The organism is Pedobacter suwonensis, assembly GCF_044762335.1.
Lineage (GTDB): Bacteria > Bacteroidota > Bacteroidia > Sphingobacteriales > Sphingobacteriaceae > Pedobacter.
The window spans coordinates 121,644-138,719 of the sequence record NZ_JBIWEB010000005.1 but is presented as its reverse complement, the minus strand read 5'-3'; the positions used below and the strand labels follow the sequence as shown (position 1 = coordinate 138,719).

Sequence of the window (17,076 nt, the reverse complement as noted above, 5' to 3'; positions counted from 1 at the left end):
TACAACAGATTCCCTTTCCTATAACCCATCTTCCATAATCCGCCCTACACCATCCGTTTTACATCATCCATTTTACATCTTACATTTTACATCATTAACCCTCACTGTCCCAATCGTATTTTTCGAGATCACGATAGGCTTTGCCTTTTATGATTTCCTTCTTTTTTGACGACTCAGAATCGACCCTGGTTTCATGAATATTATCGGCCACTTCCAAATGGAAATCCTTATCTTTTTTAGAATGGTAAATCGACACTTCATCCCCGTCTGCAATTGCATAGTCATAAGGTCCTCTGGCACTCATCAGCTTTACAAAAACTGGCAAACATTCAAAAAAGATAAACAACAGCCCAATAAAAGTAACCGCAATTGCGGTATTGTTATCCCGCGTACCATCCACATTAAATTTAAGCTGCCCTAATGCCCAGTTGCGATCGGCAAAACCGGCAATATCCGATAAACTATCCAACTGTTTTTTAGTATACAGCTTTTCAGTAAACAATCCATCGAATTCTTTGCGTTTATCTACAAAACTTTCTGATTTATTGATGTTCGCTTTAAGCGAATCTAACTCTGCTGTACGTTGTGCAATCTCTGCTTCCTTTCTTTTGGCATATGGCCCATAACCCATTACACCCGATGTTTCGGTGGTTTTATTGCCGAAGATTTCGAAGTTAAGTTTTTGCCTGTCGGCTTTGATTCCTTTTTCAAGCGAGTCGCGGGTAGCTTTCTGCTGGTTTAACCGTCCAAATTCTACCTGATATTTTTTCTCAAATGCTTTGTTCAGCGTATCTATTTTAGCACGCTGACCATTTAAATAACTTACTTTTAGGCGTTCTTTAATTTCTTTATCGAAGATTTTAAGCTCTATCGGCCGCGAAATAACCATACCGATCATAATAGCCAACAGAATACGCGGCGTAGCCTGCAATATCTGCTTATTGGTGCTGGCACTTTTATTAATGCTGGACACGATGTACCGATCCATATTAAAGATGGCTGCTCCCCATAAAAAACCGAAAACAATAGCAAAAACTATGGCCAGATCATCACCTTTAAATACAAAATACATGGCATAACCTCCTGAAAGGGCAGCAAAAAGGCCGGTAAAAAAAATGGTGGCACCAATGCCTGTATATTTATTTTGTTCTGAAGGATATTTTTCCAGTGTCGGGATGTGAGCGCCAGAGCAAAACCAAAAGAAACGGTTCAGTTTGTCCATTTGTAACTATTTATAGTTAAACGCCTAAGGGTTCCGGTTGTTACACTTTTAAGCAAAATTTTATGGCATTTTTTTGATAGGGAGCGTAAATTTGATTTTCCTATATTTGCATAAATACATTTATAAAATGAAAGAAATATCGGTACAAGAACTAAAAGAGAAAATCGATAACAAAGAAGATTTTCAATTAATTGATGTTCGTGAAACATTCGAATATGAGGTTTCCAATCTTGAAGGCGAGAACATCCCTTTGGGCGGAATTTTAATTGAGGCCGATAAGGTTGCGAAAGATAAGCCGGTAATTATCCAGTGCCGCAGTGGAAAAAGAAGCGCTGCAGCGGTTATGCAGTTAGAGCAACAATATGGATTTGACAATCTTTATAACTTAAAAGGCGGCATTTTGGCCTGGCAAGCAGCTTTTGATCCGAATATGCCGGTTTATTAGAATAACCAGTATTCAATAACCAATTATCAAGAAAACAATGACCAATAACCAAACTCCAATGATCAATTGGAGAAGGGTTTTATAGCACAAACAAAGATCAATTTTCAAACCTAAACCTTATTGGAGCAAACCTTTTGAATATTTCAGCTCAGGATGGTGTTTGAAAATTGATTATTGCTAATTGGTACTTTGCACGTAAATTCTCTTAAAACTAAAATTCTCTATCTGTGGGTAAAAAATTTGCTTTAAACATTTTCTATAACCTGGCCATTATTCTTTCTATTTTCGGACTGGTTTGGTGTTATAATAACCACAAATATCTGCCAGCTGGTTTTTTGGTAGGCACAACCGCTTGTTTATTTTACTTTAAGTATCAACTTACCAAAGACATCAGAAAAAGTTTTAAAGAAAAAGACCAGAAGTAGCAATTTAATGACAGCATGAGTGAGTTTTGAATGAGTGGATATTAGGGATAGTGCCCAGCCAAAATTCATCTATCTCATCTCGCTTAGGATCTTCAATCATTCTATAATCCTGTCATTCATCATTTCTACTCTGTTTTAAATAAAAAGATCAGGAGTAACCCCTTCCAGCCCTAAACCCGGCAAATTATTGAGGATATACTTTCCATTTTCAAAGGCCGGATCTTTAAACGGATTGTTTTTGGTCAGCCACGGCCCATCTAAATCCGCCCAGTTGCATAAAGGAGCCAAAGCAGCGGCGGCCAAAGTAGCGCAACTGGTTTCGCTCATACAACCGATCAGCACTTTCATTCCGAACGAACGGGCTTTCAAAATCATCTGATGCCCTTCGTACATGCCACAACTCTTCATCAGCTTTACATTGATTCCATGATAAGCCCCTTTTAACTTATCCATATCGGCTAAACGCTGTACAGCTTCATCCGCAAGTAAGGGAATAGGGCTTCGTTCGGTTAACCAGGCGTTCCCGTCCAAGTTGGTCTTATCCATAGGCTGCTCAATTAATACCACCCCCTGGTTATGCAGCCAGTAAATTAAATCAATGGCCTTAATTTTATCTGCCCAGCCCTGGTTAGCATCCACATATAAGGGTACATTGGTCATGCTCCGAATCGTTTCTATAATTTCCTGATCGTTATCTCTTCCCAGCTTAACCTTAATCACTTTAAATGCTTCGGCATCTTTCAGTTTTTCGCGGATGACGTCAGGCGTATCAATCCCAATGGTGTAAGAAGTTACCGGCATTTTAGCAGGATCTGCACCATAAATTTCGTAACAAGGTTTATTTAACAGTTTCCCTTGAACATCATTAAGCGCAATATCAATAGCAGCTTTGATTGCCGGCTGGCCAGGAGCCAGAACATCTAAATAAGCAATAATCTCCTTAAAATCGAATGGAAATTGGATTTTGTCCCAATCTACAAGGTTCAGAAAAGCTGTCGCACTTTCATAACTCTCACCCATATAAGGCACCATAGATGCCTCGCCATAACCGGTTACTCCTTCATATTCAATTTTCAACAACATTAAGGGCGTACTGGTACGGGTAAATTTCGAAATCGAAAAAGGATGTTTTAACGTTAATTCAAATGGCCTGCAACTAATTTTCATTATCAATCGTCTACTTAATATATAAGGTAATTATCGTGTTAAAATTATCTTTATTTATTAACATAACGCCATCGCCATGAAAAATAGCTCAAGATTAAGGTACTTTATTTATTTATCCCTCATAATTGCTGGAGGATGTACCACAGGAAAAAATGCCCTTCAAAAAGGTGATTACGATTTATCTGTTCAAAAATCAGTAAGCAGGCTGCAAAATTCGCCAAAAAACAGCGAAGCCATGCAGGTATTGAAAATGGCTTACGAATTAGCTTTAAAAGATCATTTACGGAAAATTGAGGAAGCAAAAATATCTAACGATCTGTTCAGGTGGGAATCGGTGATGTACGATTATCAGAAAATCAATCAACTGGCAGATGAAATCAATGGCTGTCCGGCATGTTTGGCAATTATTCCGAACCCTTCAAAATATAGTACTGAACTGGCTGATGCTAAATATAATGCTGCCGGTGCAAGGTATAATTCCGGTTTAAGCTATTTAAGAGAGGGTAGCCGCCAAGCCGCCAAAAAAGCATATTACGAATTTGAGAAAACGCTGAATCTTCAGCCAAACTACAAAGATGCCAAAGCAAAAATGGAAGACGCATATTGGTCTGCTGTAACCAGGGTTGTGGTACAACCGATTATCGTAAACAGCAGTCTGTATAAATTAAGCGCTGATTATTTTCAACAGCAGATTGATCAGTATATCGCAAAATATTCCAGAAACAAGTTTGTTATTTTTTACGGGGAAAGGCAGGCTACCGAGCAAAAAATTGTTCCCGATCAGGTACTCAGCTTAAATTTTGATGATTTTGTGGTAGGCCAAACCTATGTAAAAGAAAGGGTAGAAAAGCTAAAACGCGATAGCGTAGTGATTGGCGAAACGCGGGATAAAAAACCGGTTTATGGCACGGTAAAAGCTACGTTGAGTATTTTTGAAAAGAACATTTCTTCATCCGGTTTACTGGACATGAGCATTACTGACTGGAAAACAAGAAAACTGGTTCACCAACAGAAATTTACCGGAACCTATGTTTGGAGAGATAGCTGGGGCAGTTATAAGGGAGATGACAGGGCTTTAACTAAACCGCAATTGGCCATTACTAAACGCAGGGAGCAGTTACCGCCACCGCCAAACGCGCTGTTTTTAGAATTTACCAAACCCATTTACAACCAGCTGGTGGATGATATCAGTTATTATTACAATAACTATTAAACCTCACCCTATTGAAGGAAGAGGTTTCACTTATTGCAGTAACGTCCCTCTCCTGCAGGAGAGGGAAACGGTTGACGCGGACATACTACTGCCGCTCAAAGGGTGAGGTTGTAATCCCTGCGTTAAAATAAAACATCGTTACTTAGCCCTAAAAATATAATGGCTAATATTGCAGCGATGAATACCGGCTTATACAATCCTTTCAAAAATTTCGATTTTTTATACAAAACCTGCTTTTTAAGCGGAAAAACATTTAATTCTCCTGTAATTCAGGTGCCTCTACTTCCCAAATGGTTGTTGGAACAGGCAGGTTTAAGTGGCGAAGAGCAGATCCAGTTTTTGGATGAAAGTATCCGTTCGTACAATACATTGGTTATTCCGGTGAATGCCGAGATCAATGAGCAGTTTTTAAATCCACTGGAAGATAAAATCGAAGCTGCATTTGCAAAAGGTTATAATGCTGTTTCCGCACTGCCAGAGCTGGATCTTTTTAACTGGATTGGCAAATTCCTTTATGGTTTTGTCTATATCGAAATGCATTCGGCCTTACGTAAAGAAATGACTGCCGATGGATTAAACATGTCGCAATCGCTGATGATGAAATTTGCCAACCTGAATTTCATGATGCAAAACCTGTATACCAGCCTGGAGTTTGAAGATTTCACGCCATGGTCTATTACTGTGGCAAAACTGGAAAACACAGAAACACCATTCAGCTTCCGTGATGAGATTAATACGTTAACCTTCTCGTTAAAAATGAAAGATTTTGGGATCATCGCCTGTTTACAGGATAACGGCACCAATAAACGCTACCATCAGGATATTATCAATGAGATAAAAGCAAAAGCTTTAACCGCCGAGCAATTTGAAGAATTGAGCGCCCGCTTTTATTATTCTGCTTACCTCTTTAACCGTTTACCCGAATATACCTTTATGCCTGTTGAAGGTACCACATACATCGAAGCAATGCCTCTTCGTGGTAACATGACCAAACCCCTTTTTGATGTCTGGCAACATAAAATATATGCACAGGTGCTGGAAAATTTCTGGAAACCATGGGGTTATGTCGTGTTTGAGATTATTAAAAACCCTGATGAGCCAATGAGTTTCTTTGAGAAACCTTATCTGCCTACGGCAGGGTAATAAATTCTAGTCGTCAGCCTGAACCGAGCCTTAGCGGGCTCACCGAAGGTCATTCATTTTACTTCGTAGCTTTCCGCTTCGCTACAGGTCAGGGTCTATCCTGCATGAAAGATGCTAAAATAAATTCAGCATGACGATCGTGGGGAACGGCTTGGGCTAACATTAAATGTTAACACTACCTTCCGCCTGTTAACATGGCAATAAAATTCTGCAAAATGCCCGGAACGAAAATAATCGTAAAAATCAATCCGGTCAAGGCGCCAAAAAAATGTGCATCATGATTGATATGATCCCTTGAATTGCGGGAAGCGTAAGCACAATAAATTAAATATATAATTCCAAAAACTACAGCAGGAATCCCGATCGGGATAAACATGATATAGATTTTAGACATTGGGTTATACAATATATAACTAAAAAGCACTGCGCTGATTGCGCCTGAAGCGCCCAGACTATTGTAGTGAAAGTTATCCTTATGTTTGATTACCGTTGGCAGATCACTCAACACCAGGCCCAAAAAGTAAAGCAATCCAAACCGCCAGCTCCCCATCATACTCTCAAGCGCAAAGGCAAAAGCGTAAAAAGTAAACATGTTAAAAAAGAGGTGCATCCAATCGGCGTGCACAAGTCCGCTGGTAATTAATGTATATACATTCTGCCCTTTAGAAACACTAAAAGGATGTAGCATAAATTTTCCATAAATCGAATGGTCGTAGAAAGCGTAAAGGCTCGTAATGATGGTAAAAACGAAAATTAAGGAGGCAACTGGTGCTATATTGAAGTATTCCATTTGGGTTTATTTTAAATCCAGTTTTACATCTGTAACCAAACGTGCAACCGGATATCTGTTGTGTGTTTTTTCGTAATAATCAGAATTTTTATACACAAAATCAAGTTGTGCGGCACCATTCTTTGCAAATTCAGGGTCAGCCAACTTTTTGGCGTCCAGTTTACTTTTTAAATCAGGGTTATTTTTTAGCAGTTCTGTAGCCGTATCTTCAAAAACGTAGGCCGAATAATGCTCTTTCATATCCAGAATAGAATCGAAAAAATTCCAGTTGAAATAAGAATCTGTGGCCTGAGGTTCTAAGGTTTCTACGATATATCGGTTGCTTGGCTGGTTTACATAAACCACATAATCGCCAGCATAGTATTGCAGCTTTTGTGGAACAGTATTTACAGTTACAGCTGAGTGCAGGTAATGGCCTTCATATGGCTTGGTTCCGGTTTTAAAATCACCGATATAATAACTGTCGACAACAATTTTCTGATCGCTTTTTAATTCCCTGAGTTTAACCTGATTCAGTTTAAGCAGCGTGATTACCCGATCCCATGCTTTTGGGATGATATAGGCGACAGGTTTTTGAACAGATAATGCGGGTTCATACTTGTTCCATTCTTTAATGGTTTTGACGTAAGGCTTGCTACGATCGTAGTATAAACGTTCAGCGCCGCTTACCGTGCTGGGCTTTTGCCCTGCTTCAAATCCCCTAAATGGGATATCGTTAACATCGTTTTTGTTTAGTTTCCACGCTAAAGGATATTCTCTTTGTGCAACCACAGCCTCATCGGCCTTTTTCTTATTTGCCCCAATGATTTTGGCATCCCGTTCAATCACCTGGATATAGGTTTTCAAAAGCTTGTAAGTAGCATCTACACGTAAATCGTACGATTTTAACATATGTGTTTCGGGCATAAACCCAATGGTATTGTGCAGCGTGGTATAACCAGTAGAGTAACGTGGCGATTCAATAAAACCTGTTATCCCGGTTTCAGGGGTTTCGCCTATCGAGTTTACATAGGGAATCATCGGATAACCCAGTTTTTCCATAACGGAATATAAATCAGGCACTAACGTTTTGGTTAAGTAATCAGAAAGTATAGGGTTTAACTTATCTTTTTGTGTCGGGATAAGCGTCATCACATATTGATAATCGGCGCCATTGCTGGTATGGGTATCTACAAATATCTCGGGCTGCCAGGTATTAAAAATGAGTTGAAATGCTGCCGAATTTTTGGAATCTGTTTTAATAAAATCACGGTTCAGATCAAGGTTTTTGCTATTTCCTCTAAAACCGTAAGCAACCGGCCCATTTTGGTTTGCCCTTGACGTTCCACTACGGTTAAAACTGCCGTCTATATTGTAAAGCGGAATGATGCAGATTACCACATCCTTTGGCAATTTACCTGCTTTGAGCAGATCACGAGCCAGCATCATCGATGCATCTATCCCTTCTGGTTCACCTGGATGAATGCCATTATTGATCAATAAAATTCTTTTATTTTGCTTACTAATCTGCACCGGATCGAAAACCCGGTCACGTGATAAAACCAATAAGTGTAAAGGTTTTCCAAAATCAGTAAGCCCATAGGTTAACAGTTTGGCTTGCCGGTAGGTTTTAGCCAGGTTTTTATAATAAGATATGGCTTCAGTGTATGTTGTAGTTGCTGTTTTTCCACTTAATTCAAAAGGCGATTGCTGCGCCATCGCGGTTAACGAAAAAGACAGTGTAAAAACTAGTAATAATATCCTCATGCTATTGATAAAATAGAATTTATAGCGTTTTATGGTAAGAACGGACGCTTCCGAACATATACCTGAAGCCTACGGTAATTGAATTATACATATCGGGATAGCTATTATTGAGCTTTAATCTCGACTCATTATAACCATCTAAGCCTTCGCCAAAAGTGAGGTTAGACTGCGCGTTAATATTGATTACGTACCTCATGTAACCATAGGAATCTTTTATGTAATAATTAAAGCCCAAATTTATCGGCAATAAAAGGTTAGTACTTTTATCTTCTCCGCCATAGGGTTGTATGTCAGAACCGGAAGTCTGAGGTGGATACCTTGAAATGTTGGATATGTTGTTATTTATCGCCCCCAATCCGATTCCTAAATACATACCCCTGATATGATAGAGAAATCCTTGCTGGCGATAATTAACAAGTTCACCCAACATCAATTTCAGGTTAGCGGTAATTGATGTATATTTATTTATAAACCAACGGCCCGATGGATCTTTAACTGCAATCCCTCCTTTAATCCTTCCGTATTGCCCTTCCAGTCCCATTGTAAAAAAAGGGGTGATGTGATAATCAAAAACACCATAAACAATTTTCCCATAGTCTCCCTCATATACATCGGTATATGATTTATTCATGCCACCGCCAAAACCATAAGACATTTTGAAATAGTTGGATTGAGCAAAGGAAAAACTTCCAATTAAAACAAACAGAAAGGTTATATAGGTCGCTCTCAACAAATAAAAAATCATATCTTTTTTACAAAAATAAGATGATTATCGGATATCTATAACTTTTACCTTTGAATTATGAGCACATACACCAACTTTAACAAATCGCTTGAACAGCGGTTCATAAAATATGCAAAAATTGATACCCAATCCGATCCAAATTCTCCTACCTGCCCTTCAACTTTAAAGCAAAAAAACTTAGCGGCGGTATTGGTTGAGGAATTGCAGGAAATTGGAATTTCTGATGCCGAAATGGACGATAACGGCTATGTTTATGGAACCATTCCATCAAATACAGATAAACAATTACCCGTAATTTTCTTTTGTTCGCACATGGATACCTCGCCTGATTGTAGCGGAGAAAATGTTAAACCGATTATTCATGAAAAATATCAGGGGCAAGACCTGGTTCTGCCAGACGATAACCACATTGTGATCAAACTTGCTGAACACCAAGACCTGAAACAACAGATTGGCAATGACATAATTACCGCCAGCGGAACAACCTTATTGGGTGCAGATAATAAAGCAGGATTAGCAGAAATTATGGAAGCAGCGGCCTTTTTAATGAAAAACAAAGAGGTAAAACACGGAACCATAAAGCTACTTTTTACCCCTGATGAAGAAATTGGCAGAGGCGTAGACAAAGTTGATTTGAAGAAGTTAGGTGCCGATTTTGGTTATACCATTGACGGGGAAACACTCGGATCAATCGAAGATGAGACTTTTTCTGCCGACGGAGCTACCCTTAAAATTTATGGTGTAAGTACACATCCGGGGTTTGCAAAAGGAAAGATGGAAAGTGCAATTAAGATTCTTGCCGAAATTTTAGATTCACTGCCAAAAGATGCCCTTACACCAGAGGCCACGCACCAGAAAGAAGGGTTTATCCATCCGGTAAGTATTAACGGACAGGTAGAAGAGGCAGAGGCACATTTCATCATCAGGGATTTTACCGATGAGAACTTAGTTTCACATGGCCGGTTTTTGGAAGAAACTGTAAAAAAAGTAATGACTAACTATCCAAAATCCAGCTACAAGCTTAATATTAAACCACAATACCGCAACATGAAACAGGTTTTGGATCAGCATCCTAAAATTGTACAATATGGTATTGAGGCGATTGAACGAGCTGGTGTAGTACCTAAACAACAAAGTATCCGTGGTGGGACTGATGGCTCACGACTTTCTTATATGGGTTTACCATGTCCCAATATTTTTGCCGGAGAACATGCTTTTCACAGCAAACAAGAATGGGTAAGCGTACAGGATATGGAAAAGGCTGTACAAACCATTGTTAATATTGCGTGTATCTGGGAAGAGAAAGGCTAGTCTGGAGTTGGGCGTTTGATGTTATGATTGCGCCTAACGCCTAACGCTAACACCGAACCTGATGGGATTGATTTTTAATAAAATGTAGTTTCAAAGCACAAATTTTGCTAATTTTAACCTGTAATGATAACTCTCGAAAACGATTATATAAAAGTTAGCCTGGCGGCTAAAGGCGCAGAACTTCAAGGTTTATTTAGTAAAGAAACCAAACTTGAATATTTATGGAATGCCAACCCAAAGTATTGGGCCAAACATAGCCCGGTACTATTTCCTATTGTTGGCTCATTAAAAAACAACAGCTTCATTTACCAGGGTAAACACTACGAATTACCCCGTCATGGTTTTGCCAGGGACAATGTTTTTAATTTTGAAAAGTTAAGTGAAAGCGAGGGCATTTTTACGTTAACCCAAAATGTGGACACCTTAAAAACATATCCGTTTTATTTTGAGCTTAAACTGAAGTATCAACTGATAGACAGAAAGTTAAAATTAACTTACGAGGTAAAGAATACCGGCACGAGCGAACTTTTATTCTCTATTGGCGCACATCCGGCATTTGCGGTACCCAACACGCCAGATACCGTTTACGAAGATTATTACCTCTCCTTTAATGCTGATGAGCAATTAACCTTCTGGAAACTGGAAGATGGACTGGTGGCAAACGAAACCAAAAATATAGCGCTTAATGCGCATAAGCTGAAGCTTACACATGAGCTGTTCTATAACGATGCACTGGTTTTTAAAAACCTGCAAAGCAACAGCATTAGTTTACTGAACACCAAAAACGATAACGGCCTGCACTTCAATTTTGAGGAGTTTCCATTCTTTGGGATATGGGCGGCACCCGATGCACCATTTGTGTGTTTAGAACCCTGGTGTGGAGTTGCTGATGGCGTTAACCACAACCAGGAGCTATCCGGCAAAGAGGGAATCATAAAACTTGGGGCAGGCAAAACCTGGTCGCGGTTTTGGGAAGTAGTGTGTTTTTAAACTGGTTTTTCTAATTAGTTTCGCCAGAACTTTGAGTTTGATCTGATCAGCAGAGTCGCGCGATCACCTCCAATATGCGTCCCACCATTCGTGCCTTTTCTTTGCAACCTTCGTGGTAAAAGCAGAACCAAACAGAACGCTGAAATTTAAAGCGATAATCGGCTTAAAGTTTCTCTGGTTACGCCAAGATAAGATGCAATAAGGGTTTTCGGAATCCTTTTTTGTAAAGAAGGGTATTGGTTACGCCATTGCTTGTAACGTTCGCCGGCATTGTTGCTCAATAAAGCCAATACCCTTTTTTGTAAGGCCATATTGCCTGTGGTATATTTTTTCCTGAAAAAATACTCCATCTTGCGAGAGGAGGCACAGAGTTTTTCCTTATTTTCAAATGAAATAGAAAGCGTTTCCGTATCTTCAATACAGTCTACATTTAAAGTAGCAGGCATACCTGTATTGAAAGCGTTTGGATCGGAAAACCACCACTCTTCCATGGCTAACTGTAAAATGTATTCTTTTCCCTCGTGGTCGGTATAAGAAGATTTTACAATGCCCTTCACTACAAAATGTTCCTGACTGGCCACATCACCTGCCTGGATAATATACTGGTGTTTCTTGTATTTCCGCTTGGTAAAAAAAGATGCAGCATGATCAAATTCTTCATCTGTTAAACAAACGATCTGATGGATGTGTGTCCGTAAAAAATCTAATTCCATGTTTCTGATGCAAACAAATGTACTGTTTATTCAAGATTTTTAAACCTGATAAACTTATTTTAACCAAATGCCGGTGTGATAATCATCACGTTAAAATAGTGATGTATGTCCTTTAGCAAAATTTTTTCCTGCATTATGTTTGCATCACACCACATACAAAAACACACAAATGAAACTTAAATCACTTGCCATAATTGCGGTACTGTTTTCTTTAATGAGCGCCAAAACCTATGCACAGAGTTTAGCCAAAATGAACTGGTTTAACGAACCCGAAAAATGGGAAATTAAAGATAAAAATACCTTCAGCATGTTCGTGCCCGCAAAAACCGATTATTGGCGCATTTCGCATTATGGTTTTACGGTTGATGATGCACCCTTTTACTATGCTACTTATGGTGGCGAGTTTGAGGTGAAGGTAAAAATTACCGGAAATTATGTAACTACTTTCGATCAGATGGGATTGATGCTTCGCATTAATGAAGAAGAGTGGATAAAAGCGGGAGTAGAATTTGTTAACGGGAAACAAAATGTAAGCGCCGTTGTCACGCATAAAACGAGCGACTGGAGCGTGGTAGAACTGGAAAAAGCGCCTACATCAATATGGATGAAAGCGGTTAGAAAACTGGATGCAGTTGAGATTTTCTACTCGCTGGATGATAAAAAATATACCATGATGCGTACCTGTTATTTTAAAGATAACGCGCCTGTAATGGTCGGGTTGGTAGCCGCCTGTCCGGATGGTAAAGGTTTTAACGCCACCTTCGAAAATTTTAAGATTACAACTACACCTGATCAGAGAAGATTGGATTGGGCAAAAAAACAACAGCATTAATCAAGGTTTCTTGGCTAGCGAGATCGTTATTGCGAAGCCAATTTTTTATTGGGTGAAGCAATCTTTAATGCGAAGTGCTGAAAGATTGCTTCGTCGTTCCTGCTCGCAATGACGCAGTCTTGTCAACTTACCAAATTCCACTCAACGCACCAACCAACTCCTGAAAACCAGGCCTGTCTAAAGGCGCCGTAGCCAAGCAGGTATCTCTGAGTTCGCTGATCATTTTATAAACTTCCTCACTTATCTCTTCGTTTTTTAAAGAAAGTAAATCATCCAGTAAGTATCCATAAGCACTAACCTCTATCCGCTCAAGCGCACTTGCTGTTTTAGCTGTTTTATCATAAAAGCTTGCTGCTCCAAAATCGCCGAATAAGGTTTGCCCCTCGTCATCAATTAAAGTATTGTGTGCATATAAATCGCCATGCATAATGCCTGCTTCATGTAGTTGAGCTGCTAACGAAGCAATGGTTTTAGCGATGCTGATAATCTGTTTTTCAGAAAGTTTTCGATCAGCAGGAAAAACATCCCTGGTACAGCTTTCTAAACTTGGTGGATTGCCAAGATTATAAAAATGATGCGGGATCAGGTCCATTACCATTCCTTTTTTATCTTCCGGATGTAAAGCAACCTGCCCGATTAGATTAACCAGGCCCGGGTGATAACCTGCAGCGATATAAGCTATCATTTCGTCTTCCGGCAAGCCATCGCTTGTTACATCGCCCTTAAATATTTTAACCGCTACCTCTTGCTTTTCATTGCCAACTGTCTGATAGGCCTTTGAAATCATGCCTGATGCCCCTTCGCCCAACAAATGGCTGATTTCCAAATCATGCCAGTTGATCAGTGAAAGTGTTTCAACAGCTGGTGTTTTACTAAAGTTATTCCCAGAAAATGCAATCCATGATAGTTTTGGCAGTTGCATAATCCATTGCGGTAATTCGTGGAGTTTATTCGCCGCAATCCGCAATAATGCTAAATTCCGGCAATTGCTCAATTCTTCAGGCAGTGTAGATAAACGGTTGCCAGATAACATCAGCTTTTGCATCCTTTTGCAAAGGCCAATTTCTTTTGGTAGTTCAGCAATGTTGTTATTTGTTAAGATCAACCAGCGTAAATTCGGGTTGATCGAATTCGGCGGTACGACTTCAATCCTGTTGGATTTAAAACCCACAATATCCAGAGCAGGGCAATCGGACAGTACTTCTGGTAAAACCGAAAAAAGATTTTCAGAACAGAAAAAAATTCTCAGTTTTTTTAACCGGCCGAAATCTGTTGGCAATGAACTTAATTTATTAGAAGATAAATCCAGTACCTCCAATGTATCGGCCAAATCGAATATTTCTATAGGGAATTCAGTTAAGTTTTCAGAAAGTTTTAACGAAACCGCTCCTTTAAGTTTTCCGTTTTTTAATGCTGACAGGCTTTGCATGAGTGTACTGGGTTAATAATTTCAGACAAAGATAAGGCTATATATTTATTTTAAAGATGTATGGTATGTTCTACCTGTACCTGATCAAGAAAATATTCATCGTGCGATATAACCAGAAGTGTTCCCTGGTAGTCATTAATGGCTGTCGTTAAAATTTCTATATTCTGGATATCAAGGTTATTGGTGTGCTCATCCAATACAATCAGATCGGGCGATTGGTTGCTGATGGTTAACGAACAAAGGATTAACCGCATTTTCTCGCCGCCACTCAAGGCTAAACAGGGTTTATCCCAGTCAGTTTTACCGAATAAAAACCGGTTTAAACGGATTTTTATTTCATGTTCCTGCAATTCTCCCGAATTATACTGTTGTGCTTTGGATTTAACTAAATAGTTGGTTTCAGTTTATTGTGCTACTTTTGCCGCACCTGTGAAAAAGGATGTTACCAAAAAGTGAGCTCCTCTTTCTTTAAAAAAGATATTACCATTTTTAAGTACATCATGAAATTAACTGTTTATCGCTTTTACCTGATCCCCATATTATTTTGCTTTTTATTTTCTGGCTGTAAAAAAACGGAAATACCGGAAATTCCCCCTATAACCATATCTATTGTTCCTGGAGAGGTAAAGCTTGCAAACGATAGTTTTTTCGGTGCCCAACTCGAAGTAAAAATCGAAAATCTACAGCCTGGAGAATCTGCTTCGGTGGTCTGGAGTTCAGAAAACCCGCGAATAGCCTGGGTAACTGAAAAGGGCGTAGTTTGGCCAGATGCCGCAGGTGAAACCTATATTTTAGCCACAATGGCTAATGGAAAAGGGGTCGCCAGATGCAAGGTTACGGTTACCGACGGCAACGATTATAAATTTCGTTTAGTATTAAAAGATAAAGGGCAATCGAACTTATCGATCATTAATCCTGAATCATTTCTTTCTCCAAAAGCAATTGAGCGCAGACGTAAAAGAAACATTCCTATCGATGCATCAGACCTGCCAATTTCTCCTGAATACATCAAAGCTATTCAACAAATTGGCGGTACCATTGTAGCTAAAAGCAAATGGCTGAATACGGTAAGTGTAAATTGTACCAACGAATTCTTAGCCGATCAGTATAAAGCTTTACCTTTTGTAAAAGATGTTGTGCTGGTTTGGGAAGGAAAAAGGAAGGTAGTAAACACCACACCAAAATACAGTGATGTACCACAAATTGGCAACAACGGTACGCCAGATGGTGCATTGGATTATGGTAGTGCATTTGATAACATTAATACAAATAACGGGCAAGCATTACATAATAAGGGATTTAGAGGAGCAGGGATTGATATTGCGGTAATTGATGCTGGCTTTATCAACTTCAAAACTAACCCGGCTTTTAAAAATGTAAATATAAAAGGGGCAAAGTCTTTTGTTTATGAAAATGATAATCCCTACAGTGTAGACAGTCATGGTACCTGGGTAACTTCCTGTATGGCTACCAATCTGCCAGGTACCTATGTGGGTACTGCTCCAGAAGCAAATTATTGGCTTCTACGAACTGAAGATGAATCATCCGAATATCCTATCGAAGAAGATTATTGGGTTAACGCCATAGAATACGCAGACAGCGTAGGGGTTGATATTGTCAATTCATCCCTTTATTATACTACAGGTTATAATTTCCCCTCTTCACGATATAAGTTTGAAGACATGGATGGAAAAACGGCTTTAGCAACGCGAGGAGCCAATGTTGCTGCAAGCAAAGGTATTTTTATTGTTAATTGTGCAGGCAATGAGGGCAGCTGGGTAGGTACTCCTGCCGATTCTCCAAACGTACTTGCAATAGGTTCGGTAAGCAGAAACCTTAATATACATATTTTTACGGCCTCGGGAATCACTGTTGATGGCAGAATAAAACCAGATGTAGTAGCGATGGGAGGCGGGGCAAGTGTAGTTAATGAGAGTGGGAACAGCGAGGCCCGTAGTGGAACATCTTATGCCAGTCCTATTATGTGCGGTCTGGCAGCTTGCTTATGGCAAGCCTATCCAAAGCTTACTAATATGGAGCTCATGCAGGTAATTAGACAATCTGCCGATCGCGCAATAAAACCAGAGATTCCTTATGGCTATGGCATTGCGAATATGCAAAAGGCGATGGAACTGAGTAAGGCAATTACTGCCTCAAGATAGAGGCTTTAGCTAAAGTCTGCTATGCAGATCACCTGAACACGGCTATGCAGATGGAGAATTTATTGGAGAAATCTTATTTTTTTAAAAACATCGTTCAAAGAGTTCTCCGTTTCGCTGTACTACAGTCGAGAGGGCGATCCTTCTATTGGAATTAGTCAACGGTAGCACAACGAAAGATCTTTATTAAATGGATTTTTAATTCGTTTTCCATTTCAATGTTTGCTTAGCAAAGCTTCCACTCGTTTCACTATTTTCGGTATGACAAAAATCCTAATGCAGTTTAGTTTAATGTATAGATTTCATCTATATGTTCTTTTTCATTTGTATTAAAAATTTAATCGCCTATATTTACAAAAAACTTTAGGGGTGCCTACGTGCTGAGAAATACCCTTTGAACCTGATGCAGTTAGTACTGCCGAAGGGAAAAGTGAAAGCAATATTATCATTGCTGTCTTTTCGATCTCCATTCTGGGGCAATCTCTATAGTTTTTCCAATTTTTTAAATATGGAAGTAACTGTAAACAATCAAAACTACCAACTTAAAGACTCTTGTTCTATCGAACAGCTGTTGGCTACTATCATTTCAACCGGAACGGATGGCCTTGCCATAGCCGTTAATCAAACCATCATTTCCAAATCTGTTTGGGACACCTATCTGTTAAACCCAGGCGATCAGGTCATAGTCATCAAGGCTACTCAGGGGGGGTGATATAAGGATTGGATGAAAGAATTTTGAATGACGG

The 17,076-nt window shown here is 39.4% G+C and carries 17 protein-coding genes and 1 riboswitch; of the genes, 9 read left to right on the top strand and 8 right to left on the bottom strand.

The genetic code is table 11. From position 1 onward, the window contains the following. Window positions 1-94: 94 nt before the first annotated feature. The gene (locus tag ACIQXP_RS10265; protein WP_387505444.1) at window positions 95-1,222 is read right to left on the bottom strand and encodes a DUF4407 domain-containing protein; all 1,128 of its coding nucleotides are present in this window, start codon (window positions 1,220-1,222) and stop codon (window positions 95-97) included. 127 nt (window positions 1,223-1,349) lie between these two features. Between ACIQXP_RS10265 and ACIQXP_RS10260 the strand changes: the two genes are divergently transcribed. Further along, a complete protein-coding gene (locus tag ACIQXP_RS10260) occupies window positions 1,350-1,667 on the top strand; it encodes a rhodanese-like domain-containing protein (protein WP_090981086.1) in 318 nt (105 codons plus the stop codon). Window positions 1,668-1,894: 227 nt separating this feature from the next. Beyond that, window positions 1,895-2,092 carry a DUF6358 family protein gene (locus ACIQXP_RS10255; protein ID WP_090981088.1) on the top strand — a complete coding sequence of 66 codons (198 nt, stop codon included), beginning with the start codon at window positions 1,895-1,897 and terminating at the stop codon, window positions 2,090-2,092. A 135-nt stretch (window positions 2,093-2,227) separates the two neighbouring features. Here ACIQXP_RS10255 and ACIQXP_RS10250 read toward each other — a convergent pair whose 3' ends face one another. Further along, window positions 2,228-3,259 carry a dipeptide epimerase gene (locus tag ACIQXP_RS10250; RefSeq protein ID WP_293745125.1) on the bottom strand — a complete coding sequence of 344 codons (1,032 nt, stop codon included), beginning with the start codon at window positions 3,257-3,259 and terminating at the stop codon, window positions 2,228-2,230. A 76-nt stretch (window positions 3,260-3,335) separates the two neighbouring features. Between ACIQXP_RS10250 and ACIQXP_RS10245 the strand changes: the two genes are divergently transcribed. After that, on the top strand, window positions 3,336-4,472 hold the full coding sequence (locus tag ACIQXP_RS10245) for a hypothetical protein (RefSeq protein WP_387505445.1): 1,137 nt from the start codon (window positions 3,336-3,338) through the stop codon (window positions 4,470-4,472). A gap of 159 nt (window positions 4,473-4,631) precedes the next feature. Further along, window positions 4,632-5,615: a hypothetical protein gene (locus ACIQXP_RS10240; RefSeq protein ID WP_387505446.1), complete on the top strand. Its 984-nt coding sequence runs from the start codon at window positions 4,632-4,634 to the stop codon at window positions 5,613-5,615. A gap of 175 nt (window positions 5,616-5,790) precedes the next feature. On the opposite strand, the gene ACIQXP_RS10235 is transcribed toward ACIQXP_RS10240, so the two are convergent. The 3 genes from ACIQXP_RS10235 to ACIQXP_RS10225 are packed head-to-tail and all read right to left on the bottom strand — an operon-like array spanning window position 5,791 to window position 8,806. Further along, window positions 5,791-6,405, bottom strand: a complete 615-nt coding sequence (locus tag ACIQXP_RS10235) for a rhomboid family intramembrane serine protease (protein WP_090981096.1) — start codon at window positions 6,403-6,405, stop codon at window positions 5,791-5,793. A 6-nt stretch (window positions 6,406-6,411) separates the two neighbouring features. Continuing rightward, a complete protein-coding gene (locus tag ACIQXP_RS10230; protein WP_387505447.1) occupies window positions 6,412-8,151 on the bottom strand; it encodes a M14 family metallopeptidase in 1,740 nt (579 codons plus the stop codon). 19 nt (window positions 8,152-8,170) lie between these two features. After that, window positions 8,171-8,806 (bottom strand): hypothetical protein, encoded by a 636-nt coding sequence (locus ACIQXP_RS10225; protein ID WP_402759919.1) that lies wholly within the window; start codon window positions 8,804-8,806, stop codon window positions 8,171-8,173. A 147-nt stretch (window positions 8,807-8,953) separates the two neighbouring features. Between ACIQXP_RS10225 and pepT the strand changes: the two genes are divergently transcribed. Continuing rightward, window positions 8,954-10,207: a peptidase T gene (gene pepT / locus ACIQXP_RS10220; protein WP_145858448.1), complete on the top strand. Its 1,254-nt coding sequence runs from the start codon at window positions 8,954-8,956 to the stop codon at window positions 10,205-10,207. Between the two features lie 123 nt (window positions 10,208-10,330). Beyond that, window positions 10,331-11,197, top strand: coding sequence for an aldose 1-epimerase family protein (locus tag ACIQXP_RS10215; RefSeq protein WP_387505449.1), 867 nt, complete (start codon window positions 10,331-10,333; stop codon window positions 11,195-11,197). Between the two features lie 146 nt (window positions 11,198-11,343). Here ACIQXP_RS10215 and ACIQXP_RS10210 read toward each other — a convergent pair whose 3' ends face one another. Continuing rightward, window positions 11,344-11,910 carry a Crp/Fnr family transcriptional regulator gene (locus tag ACIQXP_RS10210; RefSeq protein WP_387505450.1) on the bottom strand — a complete coding sequence of 189 codons (567 nt, stop codon included), beginning with the start codon at window positions 11,908-11,910 and terminating at the stop codon, window positions 11,344-11,346. 169 nt (window positions 11,911-12,079) lie between these two features. On the opposite strand from ACIQXP_RS10210, the gene ACIQXP_RS10205 reads away from it, so the two are divergent. Then, window positions 12,080-12,742, top strand: coding sequence for a DUF1349 domain-containing protein (locus tag ACIQXP_RS10205; RefSeq protein ID WP_387505451.1), 663 nt, complete (start codon window positions 12,080-12,082; stop codon window positions 12,740-12,742). 127 nt (window positions 12,743-12,869) lie between these two features. On the opposite strand, the gene ACIQXP_RS10200 is transcribed toward ACIQXP_RS10205, so the two are convergent. Together ACIQXP_RS10200 and ACIQXP_RS10195 are read right to left on the bottom strand one after the other, a co-directional pair. Continuing rightward, entirely contained in the window at window positions 12,870-14,171 is a 1,302-nt protein-coding gene (locus tag ACIQXP_RS10200; protein ID WP_387505452.1) for a leucine-rich repeat-containing protein kinase family protein, read from the bottom strand. A gap of 50 nt (window positions 14,172-14,221) precedes the next feature. Continuing rightward, a complete protein-coding gene (locus tag ACIQXP_RS10195) occupies window positions 14,222-14,521 on the bottom strand; it encodes a hypothetical protein (protein WP_293745116.1) in 300 nt (99 codons plus the stop codon). Window positions 14,522-14,671: 150 nt separating this feature from the next. On the opposite strand from ACIQXP_RS10195, the gene ACIQXP_RS10190 reads away from it, so the two are divergent. Continuing rightward, window positions 14,672-16,333: a S8 family serine peptidase gene (locus ACIQXP_RS10190; protein WP_387505453.1), complete on the top strand. Its 1,662-nt coding sequence runs from the start codon at window positions 14,672-14,674 to the stop codon at window positions 16,331-16,333. 352 nt (window positions 16,334-16,685) lie between these two features. After that, window positions 16,686-16,774, top strand: a riboswitch (TPP riboswitch). Window positions 16,775-16,838: 64 nt separating this feature from the next. Then, the gene (thiS, locus tag ACIQXP_RS10185) at window positions 16,839-17,042 is read left to right on the top strand and encodes a sulfur carrier protein ThiS (RefSeq protein ID WP_387505454.1); all 204 of its coding nucleotides are present in this window, start codon (window positions 16,839-16,841) and stop codon (window positions 17,040-17,042) included. Window positions 17,043-17,076: the final 34 nt, after the last annotated feature.